Source organism: [Clostridium] aerotolerans DSM 5434 (assembly GCF_000687555.1).
GTDB lineage: Bacteria > Bacillota > Clostridia > Lachnospirales > Lachnospiraceae > Lacrimispora > Lacrimispora aerotolerans.
Genome location: NZ_JHWJ01000006.1, coordinates 1 through 18,430 on the forward strand (window position 1 = coordinate 1; position 18,430 = coordinate 18,430).

At 40.6% G+C, this 18,430-nt stretch carries 18 protein-coding genes and 1 pseudogene; 14 read left to right on the forward strand and 5 right to left on the reverse strand.

The annotated features are described in order from the left end of the window. A partial coding sequence (locus T546_RS0109870) for a transposase (RefSeq protein WP_026891657.1) occupies positions 1-266 on the reverse strand: 266 nt, incomplete at its 3' end. A 256-nt stretch (positions 267-522) separates the two neighbouring features. Here T546_RS0109870 and T546_RS0109875 point away from each other — a divergent pair. Together T546_RS0109875 and T546_RS23235 are read left to right on the forward strand one after the other, a co-directional pair. Further along, positions 523-1,743, forward strand: a complete 1,221-nt coding sequence (locus T546_RS0109875) for an MFS transporter (protein ID WP_026891469.1) — start codon at positions 523-525, stop codon at positions 1,741-1,743. A 72-nt stretch (positions 1,744-1,815) separates the two neighbouring features. Beyond that, the gene (locus tag T546_RS23235) at positions 1,816-2,352 is read left to right on the forward strand and encodes a MerR family transcriptional regulator (RefSeq protein ID WP_034598855.1); all 537 of its coding nucleotides are present in this window, start codon (positions 1,816-1,818) and stop codon (positions 2,350-2,352) included. Positions 2,353-2,604: 252 nt separating this feature from the next. On the opposite strand, the gene T546_RS0109885 is transcribed toward T546_RS23235, so the two are convergent. Beyond that, positions 2,605-3,537, reverse strand: a complete 933-nt coding sequence (locus tag T546_RS0109885; protein WP_026891470.1) for a ketopantoate reductase family protein — start codon at positions 3,535-3,537, stop codon at positions 2,605-2,607. 158 nt (positions 3,538-3,695) lie between these two features. Between T546_RS0109885 and T546_RS0109890 the strand changes: the two genes are divergently transcribed. Together T546_RS0109890 and T546_RS0109895 are read left to right on the forward strand one after the other, a co-directional pair. After that, on the forward strand, positions 3,696-4,262 hold the full coding sequence (locus T546_RS0109890) for a TetR/AcrR family transcriptional regulator (RefSeq protein WP_026891471.1): 567 nt from the start codon (positions 3,696-3,698) through the stop codon (positions 4,260-4,262). A 21-nt stretch (positions 4,263-4,283) separates the two neighbouring features. Beyond that, positions 4,284-5,147, forward strand: coding sequence for a M15 family metallopeptidase (locus T546_RS0109895; protein ID WP_051629719.1), 864 nt, complete (start codon positions 4,284-4,286; stop codon positions 5,145-5,147). A 29-nt stretch (positions 5,148-5,176) separates the two neighbouring features. On the opposite strand, the pseudogene T546_RS26520 reads toward T546_RS0109895, so the two are convergent. Together T546_RS26520 and T546_RS0109900 are read right to left on the reverse strand one after the other, a co-directional pair. After that, positions 5,177-5,320, reverse strand: a pseudogene (locus T546_RS26520) (IS91 family transposase); the annotation flags it as partial. 484 nt (positions 5,321-5,804) lie between these two features. Then, the gene (locus tag T546_RS0109900; protein WP_026891473.1) at positions 5,805-6,077 is read right to left on the reverse strand and encodes an IS110 family transposase; all 273 of its coding nucleotides are present in this window, start codon (positions 6,075-6,077) and stop codon (positions 5,805-5,807) included. Between the two features lie 276 nt (positions 6,078-6,353). Here T546_RS0109900 and T546_RS0109905 point away from each other — a divergent pair, with 276 nt between their 5' ends. The 8 genes from T546_RS0109905 (at position 6,354) to T546_RS0109945 (ending at position 15,882) form a co-directional block, all read left to right on the forward strand. Then, positions 6,354-6,689, forward strand: a complete 336-nt coding sequence (locus tag T546_RS0109905; RefSeq protein ID WP_051629767.1) for an ArsR/SmtB family transcription factor — start codon at positions 6,354-6,356, stop codon at positions 6,687-6,689. A 1-nt stretch (position 6,690) separates the two neighbouring features. Beyond that, a complete protein-coding gene (locus tag T546_RS0109910) occupies positions 6,691-7,881 on the forward strand; it encodes an aldo/keto reductase (protein ID WP_026891475.1) in 1,191 nt (396 codons plus the stop codon). Further along, complete coding sequence (locus T546_RS0109915) at positions 7,878-8,648, forward strand: EFR1 family ferrodoxin (RefSeq protein ID WP_026891476.1); 771 nt, start codon at positions 7,878-7,880, stop codon at positions 8,646-8,648. The genes T546_RS0109910 and T546_RS0109915 overlap by 4 nt, the downstream gene beginning before the upstream one ends. A 1,247-nt stretch (positions 8,649-9,895) precedes the next feature. Further along, positions 9,896-10,390, forward strand: coding sequence for a MarR family winged helix-turn-helix transcriptional regulator (locus T546_RS0109925; RefSeq protein ID WP_026891477.1), 495 nt, complete (start codon positions 9,896-9,898; stop codon positions 10,388-10,390). Between the two features lie 24 nt (positions 10,391-10,414). Continuing rightward, complete coding sequence (locus T546_RS0109930) at positions 10,415-12,145, forward strand: ABC transporter ATP-binding protein (RefSeq protein WP_034598857.1); 1,731 nt, start codon at positions 10,415-10,417, stop codon at positions 12,143-12,145. Next, positions 12,142-13,983, forward strand: coding sequence for an ABC transporter ATP-binding protein (locus tag T546_RS0109935; protein WP_026891479.1), 1,842 nt, complete (start codon positions 12,142-12,144; stop codon positions 13,981-13,983). The genes T546_RS0109930 and T546_RS0109935 overlap by 4 nt, the downstream gene beginning before the upstream one ends. Before the next feature lie 14 nt (positions 13,984-13,997). Continuing rightward, a complete protein-coding gene (locus T546_RS0109940) occupies positions 13,998-14,678 on the forward strand; it encodes an efflux RND transporter periplasmic adaptor subunit (RefSeq protein WP_051629720.1) in 681 nt (226 codons plus the stop codon). A 22-nt stretch (positions 14,679-14,700) separates the two neighbouring features. Continuing rightward, positions 14,701-15,882 carry an efflux RND transporter periplasmic adaptor subunit gene (locus T546_RS0109945; RefSeq protein ID WP_026891481.1) on the forward strand — a complete coding sequence of 394 codons (1,182 nt, stop codon included), beginning with the start codon at positions 14,701-14,703 and terminating at the stop codon, positions 15,880-15,882. A gap of 228 nt (positions 15,883-16,110) precedes the next feature. Here T546_RS0109945 and T546_RS0109950 read toward each other — a convergent pair whose 3' ends face one another. Next, positions 16,111-16,941, reverse strand: coding sequence for a 4Fe-4S binding protein (locus T546_RS0109950; protein ID WP_026891482.1), 831 nt, complete (start codon positions 16,939-16,941; stop codon positions 16,111-16,113). A gap of 155 nt (positions 16,942-17,096) precedes the next feature. Here T546_RS0109950 and T546_RS0109955 point away from each other — a divergent pair, with 155 nt between their 5' ends. Next, on the forward strand, positions 17,097-17,996 hold the full coding sequence (locus T546_RS0109955; protein ID WP_278246302.1) for a LysR family transcriptional regulator: 900 nt from the start codon (positions 17,097-17,099) through the stop codon (positions 17,994-17,996). Continuing rightward, positions 17,993-18,376 (forward strand): winged helix-turn-helix transcriptional regulator, encoded by a 384-nt coding sequence (locus T546_RS0109960; protein WP_026891484.1) that lies wholly within the window; start codon positions 17,993-17,995, stop codon positions 18,374-18,376. The genes T546_RS0109955 and T546_RS0109960 overlap by 4 nt, the downstream gene beginning before the upstream one ends. Positions 18,377-18,430: the final 54 nt, after the last annotated feature.

Genomic DNA, 18,430 nt, shown 5'->3' on the forward strand with positions numbered 1-18,430 from the left:
ATGTCTCCGTAACTAGTATGTAATGTTTTTGAATTATAACCATTCCTGCTATTATCTGTTTCTTTGTTACGGAAATCGTACTTGGAGTAACCAAGTTCCTCCTCCATTTCACCATCCAGACTACCTTCCAGGATGACAGACATCATTTCTCTCATGAGACCATTGACATCTGTACCATTCTTAACTGGATTTTCTTTCAGATATCCATTCATCATTTCACGTAGTGCCTGTCTTTCGGGAGACTCGTCCCTTCTTCTTTTTGCCATAAAATAAAACCTCCAAACTGAGTAATTTTATTTTACATCAGTTTGAAGGTTTACACAAACTTTGGGATTCTCCCCATCCACATTGGAAAAATCTAGATGTATAGAGGACTTCGGTGTTAGATAGCCCTTTTTTATTATTCGGATTAGTTCGGTACCATGGTTAAACTAATTTTATATTTATTATTGACCTGTCTATTACTTCATGGTTTATAGTTGTAAATGCAAGATTCTTTACGATAATAATTAGGAGGTCAATATGAAAATTATTAATATCAATAAAAATCTTTATCTTTTATTATGCGGACAGCTCATATCGCAAATAGGTGATAAATTCTATGCGCTTGCACTTGCTTACTGGGTTCTTCAGACCACAAACTCACCTTCGATGATGGGTCTTGTGCTGTTTTCCTCCATGGCTCCCGCAATCGTGGCAGGTTTTCTTTCGGCGGGTATTATTGACCTTTATAGCAGAAAAACACTTCTTGTCAGTACCGATATTATCAGGGGACTTGTTGTAACTGCGGTAGCCGCATCATATTATATAGGAGTATTGAATCTTTATATAATCATAGTTGCAGAAGTAATACTTTCCATATGCTCTGCATTCTTTGATCCTACAGTCCAGGCAGTAATTCCACAGATTGTGAATAAGGAAGAGCTGACCGAAGCTAATGCTAAAAGCCAGTTTTTAGGTGGCATTGCACTTGTCGCAGGGCCTTTGCTGGGGGGCATTTGTGCAGCATGGTGGGGATATGGTTTTGTCTTTTCATTTAATGCCCTATCTTTTTTTATAGCTTCCATTCTTGCATCCATGCTTGCCATTAAACCTGTATTGAGAGAAGCTCATTTTAAGAAAAAGATCAAAGAAAATATTTTTGATAGTTTTATATATGTTTTCTATAAAAGGAGTATAATTTCAATTGTGTCAGTAGTTGCCATTTTGCACTTTTTTGTGGGTTCAGTCCAGGTAATAATGCCAGTGTTTGCCATAACCTTGAAGGGAAACGGGGCACAAAACCTAGGATACATTGAATCCTTTTATGGGATAGGTGTTATTTTAACAGGTTTTTTACTAAGTTTGATAAGCATAAATAATAAGGAAAGGAAATTCATGTACGGAGGCATTTGCTTTATCGGTCTGATCTATATGGCATTCGGCATTCTCAGCAATTCGGGTATCCATGATATTTTTCCATACTTTTTCATATTCTTTTTAATGAGTTCTGCGGTTGTTGGCATTAGCACTTGCTATCGCGCGATTCTGCAGAAAAATGTTGAGAATGAAATGGCAGGAGGGGTCTTCGGCATAATAGGCTCAGTGGCTAATTTCACCTATCCGCTTGCAATGCTCATATTTGGAGTATTGTTAGATTGGTTTCAATATGGACAATTGTTGATATTTTGCGGAATATTAATCATAATTCTGGGTCTTGTTTTATTAAGGCTTAATAGACAGAGTACTGTAGCTTCAGTTTAAGGATTAGATAACCGACTGTTAACCTGGTAAAAGTTTCAGGATATTCTTAAATAAAGAAAAGATGAGGTATTTATGGAATTATCTATAAGCAAAATTGCAGCCAAATTCGGAATTTCCAGGAGTACGTTATTATATTATGACTCAATAAACCTTCTCAAACCATCTGCAAGGAATAAGGCAGGGTACCGGTTGTATAGTGATGCAGATACAGAGCGACTAAGTAAAATTATGCTTTTTAGGGAAGCTGGAGTTCCGTTGGCTGAAATCGCAAATCTTTTAAATGCAGCAAATTTGGAGGTTACCGCACTGCTTTTGAAGAGGCTGGGAGAACTGAATAAAGAAATAGAAATAGTAAAAAGGCAACAGAATATAATTATAAAATTATTAGAAAATAGTATTTTGTATAAAAATTTAAGGAATCTTGATGAAAGCATATGGCTGACAATATTAAATTCGGCAGGCATAAAAAGAGAAACGGCGGAGGAATGGCATTCTCAATTTGAAAAGCATTCGCCCTTGCAACATCAAAATCTTCTGGAGCTACTTGGATTTGATGATGATGAAATACACCAACAAAGAGAGCATTACAGAAACTTGGACAAAAAGTAAATACTTTAATCTCAGCACATACAAAGGCTGCAACCGTAGTTAATTCCGCTATGGTTCAGGCATACTGGGAAATTGGTGAACAGATATAATAGGAATGAAAATGTTTGTTGCAGATCCAGCTTATAAGACAGCAGCTATTGCGAGTCACAAATAAAAGCACAGGAGAACCATAATAGACATTAATAGTTCTTGCATTCCCCTACCAAATGGGAATGCAAGAACCACATAGCTTTTGGTAGATCTAGGATCTAATTACTGTTTCGTAATCAGGCTTTCTACTTCGCTAAGCCGTGGTGTTTTTATTCCGTACTTTCTGGCATCTGTAATAACTTCCTGTACGGTATAGCCAACTTTAAAGTGGTTATGCGCAACAAGGGAATAGGATATGCTTTTTGGAGAAAAAACAACGTGACTCATAAGAAATCCAACAACTCTCGGCGGCAGACCGCCCAACACTTTTGTCATAATATCAAGTTTTGAGCCCCTTGCTTTTAAAACAGGAATCATTTCTTTCATGTTCAGGCCTAATCCCTCCAGTGCTTCGCGTGAAGAAACTACCTCCTTAAAGCTGCCGCTTTTTAATACTTCGGTTTCCATTGCAGCGTTTAATGCAAAGTGATTCCAGAGCCAGCTTTTTACATCTTTTTGTACCATCACCTGAAAGCCTGCCTGGGCAAAAAGCTTGCGAACCTCTAAATCCCTTATGGTAGGCTTGGATTCTAATGTTCCAAACTGAACCGTCTTGTAAAGCCCTCCGTACAGAGTGTTTCCTTCAAATCCACCGCCTGCACCGGGGAAGCCATAAACAATCTGACTGGGCGGAATCGGCGAAACAGCCAATCGAGGGTCTTGCCAGATGTTGCTGAAAAAAAGGACTGTTGCATTTCCAGTTCGCGGTGCCAGGTACTTCACCGCATTGGATATCTGTTCGGGGTTGACGCTCATAAAGATGAGGTCATAGTCGTGATTTTCCTTTATCTCTTCGTGCATAACAATGGGCCATTTTTCTTTTACCATCCGGTCTTTTTTTCGTTGTCTTGCATCCCATAGTTCTAGATTTACATAAGAACCGTATTGTGCCTTCCTGCCTTCACGAACATAGAACTCAACGGTGTGGCCAGCATTTTCTAACGCCCAGGCATATTGTGTTCCAATGACACCGCGCCCAAAGAAAAGTATTTTCATAAAAATCCCTCCATAATAATCATGTGTTGACTTTTCAACATCTGTTTGATATTCTGAGTATAGTGATTTGTAGTGAGAATTTCAATCGTTACAATTGTTCCAACTGTTGATAATTCAACACATTACGCTAATTTGTTGATTATAGGGAGGAGAACCCTGTGGATAGAAGAATAAAAAAAACAAGGCAGTTGGTTATGGATACCTTCATCGACTTGTTGGCCGAAAAAGGATTTGAGAAAATAACCATTAATGATATAGCAGAACGCGCAGATATAAACCGTGGGACTGTTTATCTGCACTACGTGGATAAATTCGACTTACTGGACAAGTGTATTGAAAAATATGTTGAGCTGCTGCTAAATTACTGTGCCAATAGTACGGATACCACTCTAAGTATAAATGCATTGCAAAGTATATTTGAATATATAGAGGAAAATTTCACGATTTACAAGTTGCTTCTTAATAATGAGAAATTTGGATTTTTCCGTAGCCGCTTATATTCATTAATTGAGCAAACAGTAACCGAGGTTATGGGTGGAAAGTCAGAAAATAAAGCATTCTCCAATGGTGTCGCGTCTCATTTTTTGGCCTCCGGGTTCATTGGAGTATTGGAATGGTGGATCAATAATTCCATGCCTTGCAATGTACAGGAGATTACGAAGCAGCTTATGCTTATGCTGGAACCATATACCAAGCATCTTGTATCAACTTATGAAAGCACTTAATCAGTATATACGGGTACCCCAATGATTATCAAGTCATTAGAATCAAAAGCAATCGATCCTTACTGTTCAGAACAAATGGCCGAATTGTTTCGGAGAGATAAGTCTACTATCTTTCGCCACAATAAAAATGTTTTTAATGAAGGTGAATTAACTCGAGATGAAGTTGTTGCAAATCTTGCGACAGCTTCATTTTTTGAATTGGTTAATTGTAAGCGCTTAAGCGCTTACGATGAAAGAATCGCAAAAGTAACAATCAAAGATAATAAAGAGAAAATAATAACGCTAAGAAACATACACAAAAATGTGTTAATTGATGAATCTCGAAATCAGATATCAAGTAAATCTGATTTATTTTGCTTTGCCCGGGAAGAAATAGTTAATAAGTTAAAGAAAGCTGCAGACGGTTTACCAAGTGGTTATCAGTTTTTAGTAAAAGAGGCATACAGACCTCTTTCACGTCAAAAAAAGTCGTTTAGGGAAGCTTATGATAATTATAAATCAGAATATCCATTAAAGAGCGAAGATGAAATTTATAAATTAACTTGCCAATATGTTGCACCGATTGAAGTCGCAGGTCATCCTACGGGTGGAGCAATTGATATAACATTATTAGAAAACGGAACAGAGGTAGACATGGGGACGGAATTTAACGATATTCCTATTGAACCAGAGAATTTGACCTATCTTTATTCTGAAAATATTAGTGATACTGCAAAAGCAAACCGCAAAATACTAATTGATAATATGGAGAAGGCAGGATTCACAAATTATCCAACAGAATGGTGGCACTGGTCATATGGAGATTGTTATTGGGCGTTTATAAATAACAGCAACGCGATATATTCCGGAGTTAAAGAAAGTGATATAACTCAAATGAATCTATAAGGTCTTGCAGAGTGTGGTGTCTAGCATAAAGGAAAAGCTTCAATAACGAGTTTTTCGCCATCATGGCGGTTGTCTTGGAAAGATAGGGAATCACCGTCGTAAGAATCAATCCTTGAAGCAGCTATGACTGATTTGCCCAGATAACAACCAATGTATTTTATAACAGTGGTAGGGGGGAGAAGGTAAAAAGCTCGGCAGAAACAATAGTATTTGTCAAAACCAAATTACGCCTTGTAAGAATCCGAATCACAGCCTCAACACATACAGAAGTTGTTTGCTTACTTAAACGTATTTAAAGCGTTAGAAATAATGAGGGTTAAGCACATTAGCAATAGCCATAAGTATTGAGATACTTGAGGAATATAAGACATCTAAGTGAAATGTGGATATTTTTATCCCAAAGCAAAAAAGGACCTCCTGTCGTAATTACCATTCTACGAGAGGAGGTTTTTTCGTTATTGTCTTTTTTTGGTTCTGTATTGTTCTATAATTAAGCTTTCTACATCTGAAAGCAAACTAATACAATGAACAGAATTAAATCGTAAACCTGTCGGGGTACTTGTTTTCTTTCGTCTCGATTTTCTTTCTCAATCATATCGAATCTTGATAAACAGACTTAATGGAGATACAATGGTCTAAACAAAGGAACGATTAAACTTATTGACGAGACTGATTTAGGATATGAACCTGAAAATCTTTAGAAAACAGATAGTTTGTGATATTTGTGCTGTAATGACCTGTGGATTCAAGTCCTATTTTTACGTGCTCCAGGTTCTTAGAACCAAGAATGGAAAGGATGGAAGAATAGAGAGAATCAAAACCATCCTTAGAATTTGCAATACGTAATGAGTCGGTGTGAATTACACCATCAGAATCGATAATACAGCAGTCATGTTTGTATTTGGCAACATCGATACCAACAAAAATCATAATAAGAACTCCTTTAAAATAATGTAAGCTGTGTTTTCGCAAACTCTATGTTGAATGTATCCTTGCTATATATAAAACGTCGAGCGTTATCTAACTAATTAACAAATAAACATAGAGCTGTGGTTAGAGCCTCCTGAGAAAACAGTCAGCTATATAGGGAAGCTGCCGTAGGTAATATAACTAATCCACAGCGTCTAAATAAGATTATACAGAAAATAATCCAGAAAGGAAAAGTATAGTGAAAATCCCTATGTGTTCATTATACAAGGTAATATTATGGATGACAAAGCAATGCTAAACCAATTTGCTGCTTGTCGCAAGCTGCTGAGTGCAATTGGCGACGAAACGCGGCAGATAATAATCACTGTACTCGCCAGCGCTGACTGCAAAGAGGGTTTGCGCGTGGGGGAGATAACCGAAAGGACGCACTTATCCCGCCCTGCCGTGTCGCATCACCTTAAAATTCTGCTTGATACTGAAGTGATCGGGCTGCGCCGACAAGCCACGATGAACTTTTATTATCTAGAACTCGGCGGGGCTTGGAGTGAACTTGTAACTCTTGTGAACCATATTGAGGAACTCCGTAAAATTTGTGAATGCGAGGAAGAATAATATGCAATACCGTGTTGACCCGAAATCGGGTAATAAACTGTCTGTGTTGGGCTTTGGCTGTATGCGATTCCCTCGCGGAATCAGCATTGACTTTGCCAAAAGCGAAAAGCTGGTGCTTGATGCAATTGAAAGAGGAGTAAATTATTTCGACACCGCCTATGTTTACGGTGGGAGCGAGGACACGCTCGGAGAAATTTTGTATAAAAATAATGTGCGCGAGAAGATTTTTCTTGCGACAAAATTGCCTCATGGCAAATGCAAAACCTATGAAGACTTCGACCGTTTGTTCAACGAACAGCTCAGACGACTGAAAACGGACTATATCGACTATTATCTGATTCATAATCTACCCGATATGGCGGCTTGGAACGCTGTGTCGGCAGTCGGCTTGGAGAAATGGCTCGCTGAAAAGAAGACAAGCGGACAAATTCGTCACGTTGGGTTTTCATTTCACGGCACACAAGCGGCGTTTATGGAGCTGCTTGACGTGTACCCTTGGGAGTTTTGCCAGATCCAGTATAACTATATGAACGAGACCTATCAGGCGGGCCGACTTGGACTGCAAAAGGCTCATGAAAAAGGCCTGCCTGTGATTATTATGGAGCCTTTGTTGGGCGGTCGGCTTGCAAGTGGTGTCCCGAAAAAGGCTGTGAAGCTGTTCGGCGAGGCAAATCCTGACCTTACACCTGCCGCCTGGGCTATGAAGTGGCTGTGGAATCAGCCGGAGGTGACGGTAGTGCTGTCGGGAATGAATGCTTCCGAGCAGCTTGATGATAATATCAGCACCGCCGAAAATGCGATTGTCGACTCGCTTGCGGACAGCGAGCTTGCAGTATTTCGCAAAGTTAAAGCGGTGTTCGAGGAGAGCTACAAAGTGCCTTGTACGGGTTGCAACTACTGTATGCCCTGCCCCAAAAACGTGAATATCCCGGGATGCTTTGCGGCATACAATGCAAGCTATGCAAACGGCTTTGTCACGGGGATGACACAGTATCTCACAAGCACGGATGCCCTTCATTCATCGGGCGGTATGCGGGTTACAAACTGCGCAAACTGCGGTGCTTGCGTGAAAAAATGTCCGCAGCATATCAACATACCATTAGAACTAGGCAACGTAAAGAAGAGATTAGAACCGTTTTGGTTCGGTGCAGCACTGAAAATTGCAGGACAGATGACAGGAGGAAAACAATGACTATTTTCTATTTTACATCCACAGGGAATTGCCTAGCTGTTGCAAAGAAAATCGGTATCGGTAACACGAAACTCATTTCTATTCCGCAAGTCGTTGGCAAACCAGACTTAGCTTTTGCAGACGATGTAATCGGTGTGGTCTTCCCGATTTACGGTTTTGGACTGCCGAAAATGGTGAAAAAGTTCCTTGAAACAGCAAAGTTTCAAGGAGCCTATATGTTCGCTATAGGTACCTACGGCAATCTTCCCGGCGCGTGTATGATGAATGTTCAGAGACTCGCCGAGCAGCATGGTTACAAGTTTGACTATGCCGAAAGTCTGCTGATGGTTGACAATTATCTGCCGGGCTTTAATATAAATGACCAGGTTGCTAAGCTGCCGGAGAAACACGTTGACGAAAATCTTGCACGGATCATAGCAGATATTCAAAACCGGAAAACACTTGATGCTACGGTCGGAATCGGTTGGAGGTTCATGACTGCAATGATAAAACGTGGTGAAAATCTCTTAGTGAACGGCAAGCAGGGGCAGCGTTATGAAGTCAATCAAAATTGCAATCAGTGCGGTACCTGTTCAAAGGTCTGCCCTGCCGGAAATATTACCGTTCATGATAAAGTGATATTTGCAGATCAATGTGAAGGCTGCCTGGGTTGTGTCCACCTTTGCCCTAAAAATGCGATCCATTTGAGGCATGAAAAGAATGCAGTAAGATGGCGCAACCCTGATGTTTCCTTGAAAGAGATGATTGCTGCGAATAACAGAAAATAACTATCCGTACATTAATCCTAATTTAAAAATAGTCGCCGAATTCGTCTTTCCATCGCAGATGAAACCCGGCAGTCCATTAGAAGGAATATACATTCCCGCCAAGGAGGTACCAGAGAGGGGCGACATCTTTTTTACTCACTCAAGGCACGTGGAAGCGATAATTCTGATGACGAAATGTGGTTCAGAAAAGAAAAAGTAGGCAGTGATTACAAGATGTTGTGGCTTAAAGAGTATAAATGGAAATATATAAGTATGAAAAATTGTGTCTTTGAAAATTTTACATGCTTATATATTTTTTTATTATTGTGAATTTGATTTAAACCCCATTATTTAATAGAGTTAGCTACTTCTATAATAAACTACGAGTATTTGAACATTCTCGAGATTTTGGAGGAAGGTATGGTATCAGATATATTATGTCAAATACATTACTGTAAAGGGCAAAAATTAAAGGAACCTAGAAAAGTAAAGTGCGGAGAAACAAGGACATTGCAACATCATGAATTGATTTTTGTTTGCGAGGCGAACGGCCATATCGTGATTGGAGGTAAGAGTTGAGCCAGGAAAAACAAGGTCATTTAAAACCATGTCAATGCTTCTGGAGTTCTGATTCAGCAGAATGTAACTAATTCAGCCCAGCAACAATTAACAATGATACAAATAATTTTTACGGCAATATTAAAGATACACAGACACAGCAGGATACGAAAGATTCCCTGCAAGACTAAGAAGCTACATATGCTTTTAGATGCAAGGGGTACTATAAGAATGGTACTCCTTTTTTCTTATGTTATAGGAAAGTACATCTGACGATGTCATTAGAGATATAAAAGCCTTCTTCAAATTTGTCATCATCAAGGTTGCCATCCTCTATAAGGAAATAATGCATGTTTAGTAAATCAAAGTCTGTCATGTTTCAAACAAATTTTTGCAGTCATTCCTTCCGGAAGATTTACGATATAGTTTTGTCTGAGCTCCACTATAAGTTTTGGCATAAACGTAGAATCCATTTTTATCTTTATGGTAAATATAAGCCTTTGCTTTGTTGAAAGAGGCAGTCAAGGAGAGAATGGACTTCTAAAGAGAGGTGGCGGAGTTGAAGTGTCATAAACACTTATTTATTACTGACGCTAAAAACCGAAAAAAGAAAAAAATATTTATTGACATAGGAACTGGAGAAGAGTAAAATCATGAACGTTGATAAATGTTAACGATGTTAAGTAATTAAAAGGGGAAGAAAATTTTTGATGGATGAAAAAGAGAAATACATAAAAAAGGTAAAAACCCACCTTGCAGTTATGATGGGCAAAGGGAGAAAGGTCGATAAAATCCTGCTGTCTCAGGGGCTGACCCGTCTTGAGCTGTTTGCGATTCAGCAGATTTATGAAGCAGCAAACGGAGATAAGGAACACAAAGGTATCTATGTATCGGCACTGGCTAAAAAAATGGATATTGTCTTATCTTCCGCATCACGGACTTTGAATTCTCTGGAAAAGCGGGGACTGATATCCAGGGAGATTGATCCTGACAACAGAAGAAATATTTGTGTCATGCTTACGGAAAAAGGATATTTAGTAAGGAAGCTGTGTCTGGAAAAGGTGAACCTGATGTTGGGAAGAGTCGTGGATGGCATGGGAATGGAAGAAATGGAACAGCTGATCAAATTGTGGAACCGATTTATTGATCAGATGGAAAATGCAGTGAATGATATGACGGAAGAAATAGACGAATCGACAGATTGATGAGACAGAAAAGAGGGAACTGACTTGAAAGTATTTTTCCGATATTTCAAACCCCATTTGATATCTTTAGCAGCGGCCATGCTTCTGCTGTTCGGGCAGGCTGCCTGTGATTTATCGCTTCCTGATTATATGTCTGATATCGTAAACAAGGGTATCACTACGGGAGACACGATTTACATAGTCAAAGCCGGATTTCAAATGATGGGAATTGCCTTTTTAAGCGCGTTCTGCACCGTAATTGTGGGACTGATCGGTGCGAGAATGGCAGCGGGAATCTGCCGTAATCTGCGGCAGGATGTATTTACGAGAATTGAGAGTTTTTCCAGTGCGGAGATGGAAAAGTATTCCACTTCCTCATTAATAACCAGAACCACGAATGATATTACCCAGATCCAGCAGCTGATTGTTATGCTGGTCCGAATCGTGTTTTATGCGCCCATTCTTGGAGTCGGCGGGGTCATTCATGCCCTGGAAAAGGATAAATCCATGTCGTGGATTATAGCCTTATCCGTGGGATTGCTGTTAGTAATGATTTTTTCTATGATGATGGTGGTTATGCCCAGATTCCAGTATGTGCAGAAGTTAATCGACCGGTTAAATCTTGTAGTCAGGGAAAGCCTTGACGGAACTCTGGTCATTCGTGCATTTAATACTCAGAGATTTGAGGAAAAGCGGTTTGATAAGGTAAATGCAAGACTGACAGAAACAAATTTATTTGTCAACAGGGTTACCTCTGGTATGATGCCTGCCATGATGCTTATCATGAATCTGACCAACTTATTAATCGTCTGGGTGGGATCAAAAGCAGTATCCGGCTTTAAAATGGAAGTAGGAGATATGATGGCATATATGCAGTATGCCATGCAGATTATTATGGCTTTTTTAATGATGGCAATGATGTTTATCATGATTCCAAGAGCCATTGTATCCATAAAGAGAGTGGTTGAGATCCTGACAACGGAGTCAACCATCAAGGAGCCTTTAAAAGCTGCTGTCATTTCAGAGTCCCCGAAAGGAACCGTGGAATACCGGGGAGTGTCCTTTTGCTACCCCGATGCCGACGAAGCGGTTCTTCATGATATTACGTTTACGGCACTCCCGGGACAAACAACTGCTTTTATCGGCGCAACCGGAAGCGGAAAAAGCACACTGGTCAATTTGCTGCCCCGCTTTTACGATGTGACAGAGGGTGAAATCTTAATTGATGGCATTGATATCAGAAAATGGCCGTTAAAGAAGCTGAGAGATATGATTGGCTTTGTGCCCCAGAAGGGAATCTTATTTTCCGGCACAATTGAGAGCAATTTAAAATATGGTGACAGAGAGGCCGGCAAAGAAGTAGTGGAGGAAGCCGCCAAAACGGCTCAGGCGGAAGAATTCATCGATTCCAAGCCGGAGGGCTATTTAACAGAGATTTCCCAGGGCGGTCAGAACGTATCGGGCGGTCAGAAGCAGCGTCTTTCCATTGCAAGGGCACTGGTTAAAAAAGCACCGGTCAATGTATTTGATGATAGCTTCTCCGCTCTGGATTTTAAGACAGATGCGAAGCTTCGTGCTGCGCTGAAAGACAAAACAAAAGACAGCGTTACCATTCTGGTAGCCCAGCGAATCAGCACCATCATGAATGCGGATCAGATTATAGTTTTGGATCAGGGCAAAATTGCCGGAAGAGGGACTCATCAGGAACTGATGAAAACCTGCGAAATATACCGGGAAATCGCGCTGTCACAGCTGAGTGAGGAGGAACTGAAATGAGTGAAGAAAAATCCTCAGGCGGACCTATAGGGCGGGGCGGCGGACTTGGCCAGAAGACTGAAAAAGCAAAGAACTTTAAAGGCACCATGCTCCATCTTGCCGGGTATTTAAAACATTACAAAATTTCTGTTATTGTTGTAATCTTGTTTGCATGCTGTTCCTCTGTATTTTCCATTGTAGGACCAAAGGTATTAGGAAAAGCCACTACCAAGCTTTTTGAAGGCCTTATGGCATGGGCCATGGGAACTGGATTGCTTACGGATTTTCGCTATATCAGAAACCGGCTTCTGCTTTTAGTTGTTTTGTATCTTGTATCGGCTGTCTTTTCCTATCTGCAAAGTTACATTATGTCAGGGGTCAGTATGAAGATCACCTACGAACTGAGAAAAAACATATCGGAGAAGATGAACCGCCTTCCGTTAAATTATTATGATACCAGAACTCACGGGGAGATACTTTCTAGAATTACCAACGATGTGGATACGGTAAGCCAGACATTAAATCAGAGTCTGACCCAGATGATTACATCGGTGACCACCTTAATCGGTATTATTGCTATGATGCTTTCCATCAGCATACGAATGACTCTGGTGGCAGTTTTCGTCCTCCTTGTTTCCATGGGCTTAATCGGCACGGTAGTGAAAAAGTCACAGAAATATTTTACCCAGCAGCAGAAAAGCCTGGGGAACTTAAACGGTCACATTGAAGAAATATATTCAGGTCACAACGTCGTCCAGATTTTTAACGGTGAGAAAGAGGCCATTGAAAAATTCCGGCTGATCAACGATAAACTATATGGATCTGCGTGGAAATCCCAGTTTTTATCAGGGATGATGATGCCAATTATGTCTTTCGTGGGCAATCTCGGATTTGTATGTGTTTGTCTGTTAGGAGGATATTTAACGGTGAAAAAGGCGATTGAGATCGGTGACGTTCAGGCATTTATCCAGTACATGAGATCATTCATGCAGCCAATCTCCCAGATCGCCAACGTTTCCAATACTCTGCAGTCAACAGCTGCAGCGGCAGAGCGTGTATTTGAATTCTTAGACGAAGAGGATGAAGTCAGGGAGACAGAAAGTCCCATTGTATTATCTGAGGTTTATGGAAATGTGGAATTTAAAAATGTCTGTTTTGGTTATCAGCCGGATACCATGATTATCAATCATTTTTCATCCAATGTGGAGGCAGGGCAGACGGTTGCGATTGTAGGTCCTACAGGAGCTGGAAAAACTACCATAGTAAAGCTTCTGATGCGTTTTTATGAGCTTAATTCCGGACAGATCCTGATTGATGGGCATGACAGTCTTACATTTACAAGAAGGGATTTACGTGCTATGTTCGGCATGGTGCTTCAGGATACCTGGCTTTATAACGCCACGGTTATGGATAACATCCGCTACGGTAATTTTGATAAGACAGATGAAGAAGTGATAGCGGCGGCAAAAGCGGCTCATTGTGATGAATTTATACGAACTCTGCCGGGAGGTTATCATATGGTGATTAATGAAGAATCCAGTAACTTATCCCAGGGACAGAAACAGCTGTTAACAATTGCAAGAACCATTCTGGCAGATCCCAAAATCCTGATTCTTGATGAAGCAACCAGTTCTATTGATACACGGACCGAGGTCTTTATTCAGAGAGCCATGGATAAATTAATGAAAAACAGAACCAGCTTTGTCATCGCCCATCGTCTTTCCACCATCCGGGACGCGGATATGATTCTGGTCATGAAGGATGGCGATATCATTGAACAGGGAAATCACGAAACATTGCTTGAAAAGAAAGGATTCTATTCCGATCTCTATCACAGCCAGTTTGCAGAACAATCATAGCGGAGGATAATGATATGCAGGAAAACGAACACATCAATATTGAAGATCAGGAGATCAGCAAGGGAACGGGAAAACTGAAAAAAGTACTCCTTCCCCTTTTACTGGCAGTTATTTTTTTGGGAGCTGCCGCCGCAGGGTATTTCTATTATGTGAGCACAAACTATTTTAAAACGGACAATGCCAGAGTAACAGCAAAGCTGTATTCGGTAAAAGCCGTAGCAAATGGAAAGCTTTTATCCTGGGAGGTAGAAAATGGAGATCTGGTGGAACAGGACCAGGTGCTTGGACGTCAGGAAACCCTTCCTTATATTACATCTCCAATAACCGGAACCGTAGTAAAAAATGAGGGAGCTGCCAATCAGGCAGTTGCCATGGGTTCAGAACTGGCAGTTGTGGCGGATACATCCGATCTTTATATCGGGGTAAACGTGGAAGAGACAGATATTATGAAAATAAAGCTGGGACAGAAAGTGGATATTAAACTGGATGCCTATCCAGGAAAACTGTTTAAGGGACAGGTAATTGAGATTGATCCAGCGACCCAGACCTATTTTTCAGGAGGAACCAGTTTTACCACCAGTGGCGACTATACTAAGGTAACACAGCTGATACCGATTAAGGTAGCAATTGAAAATCAGCAGAATCTTCCTCTTGTTTTTGGAATGAATGCTTCTGTGAAAGTTCATTTAAAATAATAGTCTGAGAAGGAGAAAACAGATGAAGAAGATAGCAGCAGTTTTAATGGTAACAGCAATACTTTCGTCGGCTCTTACAGGCTGTGCGGGAGCTGGAAAACAAACAGAAGTAACGGTTGCTGCAGCGAAAGAAGGAAAAGATTTATCTGCCATGGTATGGCAGGGAACGGTAGAGGCATTAAGCAGCGTTGATATTATTCCCGTTGCAAGCGGTAAGGTGACCCAGATTTTAGCCAAAGAAGGCGATCATGTAGAAGCAGGTGCTCCCTTATTTCAGATCGACAATCAGGATGCCAGTCTGCAGCTAGAGCAGGCGAAAGCAGGCCGCCAGGCAGCCCAGGCTTCTTATGACAGCGCACTAAAGGCAAATCAGTTAAACACAGTGGTAAAGCCTGCCCAGATCAGCTTCAACACGGCAAGTGACAATTTTAACCGGATTAAAGTACTTTATGCAAGCGGTGATATATCCCAGGCAGATTACGAGGCAGCTAAGGCCCAGATGGATGTGGCCCAGGTTCAGCTTCAGGCAGCCCAGAACAGTCAGACCACAAGCTGTGAGGTGACAAAGGCTCAGCTTGAAAGTGCTATGGCAGCTCTTAATATTGCCCAGAAAAAATACGATGACTGTATGGTAGCATCACCTATAAAAGGTCTGGTGACTAAAATAAGTGTGGAAGCAGGTCAGACGGTTTCTCCCCAGATTAAAGCGGCCACTGTTATCGATGACAGCGGTAAAAAAGTGGAGATCAAGGTGGCTGACATGGATATAGACCAGATTAATATCGGAACAGAAGTAGAAGTAAATCTTCAGACGCTTGGGGAAAATTTAAAGGGCAGTGTCAGCGATATTTCTGCAGTCAGTGATTCCAGTACCGGAATGTTTCTTGTGACAGTCTCTTTGGGAGAGGAAAGTACAAACAACGCAATCGGACTCATGGCGGATATCAGACTTGTCGGCAATAAGGGGGGAAATTCAGTCTATATTCCGGCGAAGTCCGTTCAGTCCGATGATTCAGGGGTATATGTTTATCGGGTATCTGAGAGCAGCGTTGTGAAAGCACCCGTCACACTGGGAAAGAAAAAGAATGCTTATATTGAAGTGACAAAAGGACTTTCAACTGGTGACCTGGTTGTGTTGCAAAGCAGTAAACCATTGTCAGATGGAGAAAAAATCAGCATATTGACTGTGAAACAGCAGGGTTAACTAGAAAAAGGGGAAGTGAAATTTTATAAAATATATGAAAGGGATTAATGAACGCAGTCACTGCCGGTATTTACCGGCGGAAACTGCGTTTTTTTGTTGTATAAAGGATTTTCACCCTGACTGAATCCGGTTGAAAATTGTCTGTAAGTATCCACTGGATACTTGCTTGGAAGGGTGTCAATATTATGGAAGATTCTATCATAAGAAGATAGAGGCAAAAGGATATTCTTATTGGAGTGCTTTTATTTTAGGGATAGAAGCTTCGCAAGGAACTGCTACCTGGCATTTCCCACAGCCATATCTTGGTTTATAGATTGCAAGGGTCTGATTGGAAAAGTCAGAGCATAAGGTGTGATCTTTTCCATGTTCCAGTGATATTGCTTGGGCTGGACATCTTTTTGCACAGGCACCGCACATGGAGCAGTATTCATATATGTTATGGTATTGCCTTGAATCACGGGGAAAGTGCATGGTAGTAATTAGACTTCCAAAGCGTCCTGCCATGCCCTTTTTTGTAATCAGACCTTTAGAAAGCCCAAAGGTACCAAGACCACAGACAAACGCAGCATGTCGCTCCGACCAATTGCTGGAATACAAAAGGCTGGAGGCAGGGGGATTTTTAAATGTCTGAAATCTGGAATCAAGGGCGGGAATCACACTGTCATACCCGGCCTCTGAAATCTTATTTTGTAAGTGAAGGCAGAGCTGTTCTACCATATGCTGCCCCTCGATCCGCCCGTGTAGCCAGCCGTGAGACGGAACGGAAGGGTCAATTCGGTTACTTTCGCGAACTTCTTTTGAGTAGGGAAGAAAAAAGGAGATTACTGTTTGAGCCTGCGGGAGCCACTGAGTCGGAAGCAGAAAATCAGGTCCTATAATATCAGGGTCTTGATACAAATGAAAATAGGTATCTTCGGAATCTCCAAATCCCAGAATTGGAGGGTCAAAGATACTTATGCCCTCTATTTGTTTTGATAAAGCAACCTCTGGTCCAATTAGATTATCTGCTGAATGGATTAAAAAATCTTGTGCTTCTTTTATTAATTCGTCTTTCTTCATGTTACCACTCCTCCCGCCTATGATACAAATCCTGATTTGCACTTTACAAAAGCTGGACTTTATTATAACATAAAACTGTGTTATTATAAAAATTGATAATTATAATAGAAATGATTATAAAATATAATACTGGTTAAAGGAGAATAGTCATCGAAATCAAACAGCTAAAGACATTTGCCATGGTGGCAAAGACAGAGAATTTCAGCAATGCTTCGGAAGAGTTAGGATATGCCCAGCCAACGGTAACAACACATATAAAACTGTTGGAAGACGAACTGCAAGTTAAACTTTTTGAACGTCTGGGTCATAAGATTAAATTGACGGAAGAAGGAAAACGCCTTCTTTCTTATGCAGAGAGCATCATACGTCTTTCCGATGATGCCTTGTCTTCTTTTGCTCAGATGGAGTCCGTGCAAGGAAAGATTACCATTGGGGCCAACGAATCCTTTAGCGTAGCAAAGCTGCCTGAGATATTAAAAGCGTTTATAAAACAGCATAAAGAGACGAGAATCGAATTAAAATTTGGTTCTGTAAAAGAGATACGTGATGGGATGCAAAAAAATGAAGTAGATGTGGCATTCTTTCTTGGGAAAGAAGTGTCCTATCCAGATCTGATCGTGGAAAAACTGGTAAAAGAATCCGTTGTGGCAGTGGTACCGATCAGTCACCCCTTTGCAGCCATGGATTGTTTAAGTATCGAAGATTTTAATGACCAGGACCTTATTATTACGAGAGAAAATTGCACGTACCGGGAATTGATTGAAACGCTGTTAAAGGAAAGAGATGTTAAGCTTAGGAGTGTAATTGGAATTAATAACGTCTCTGCAATCAAACAGCTTGTTATGAGTGGCTTAGGAATTGCCATCTTACCACGAGCTACGACAGAACTTGAGCTAGAGGAGAAGCTTCTGATTGAGATTCCGATAATTGGGTACGAGTTTCCGGTCTATACCCAGATTGCTTATCACAAAGATAAGTGGATATCACCTGTGATTCTTTGTTTTATGGATCAGGTGAGAGAGATATTACACCAGGAAGAGAGGGAATATGAATGAAAATTCGAGAAAATTATACTTGCCCGCTGGAAATTGTTCATGATTTTGTGAAAGGGAAGTGGAAAACAATTTTGATATTTCAACTTAGACATGGAACGAAGACATTTTCAGAATTAAAAAATGGAATCCAGGGTATTTCAGAGAAAATGCTGATTCAGCAATTGAAAGAGTTACAGGAGTTTGGAATTATTAATAAAACAAGTAATGAAGTGTATCCTCTTCACGTGGAATACTCTCTAACGGCTAGAGGGACAAAGCTATTAGAAGCTGTTCTCATTATGCAGGATATAGGAGTAACTTATATGATAGAACATGGACAGGTTGAACTACTTGAGCAAAAAGGAATTGTCTGTCCCAATTCGATACCTACCAAAAAGTAAGTAATTTACTTTTCATTTTATTAGGCTTAAACTTTCATTGAAGAACGAAATAAT